This is a genomic window from Veillonella parvula, assembly GCF_024461875.1.
Taxonomy (GTDB): Bacteria; Bacillota; Negativicutes; order Veillonellales; family Veillonellaceae; genus Veillonella; species Veillonella parvula_I.
Map to the genome: position 1 here is coordinate 1 of NZ_JANGAL010000108.1, position 236 is coordinate 236.

General features: G+C 46.2%; 1 protein-coding gene. It reads right to left on the bottom strand.

Annotated features, from left to right (window positions below):
• Positions 1–236: P-type ATPase actuator domain-containing protein (locus tag NE668_RS10030; protein ID WP_442806938.1), on the bottom strand; the 236-nt coding region annotated here is incomplete at both ends.

Here is a 236-nt window from a genome sequence, read left to right on the forward strand (position 1 = left end):
ATTTCCTGGAACCGGAATTTTCCACAAGTTCCAAAATCTTAGACACCGTTGATTCTTCAAACTGTTTCGTAGTCCGAACTTTCAGTACTCCCGTCATATTAATACAGCCGCTGATCACCTCTTCTCCCTGACGCACATCACGCGGAAGGCTTTCTCCTGTCAAAGCGCTTGTATTTAAACTGGAGCTTCCTTCGACGACAATCCCATCAAGCGGAACTTTTTCACCCGGCTGTACT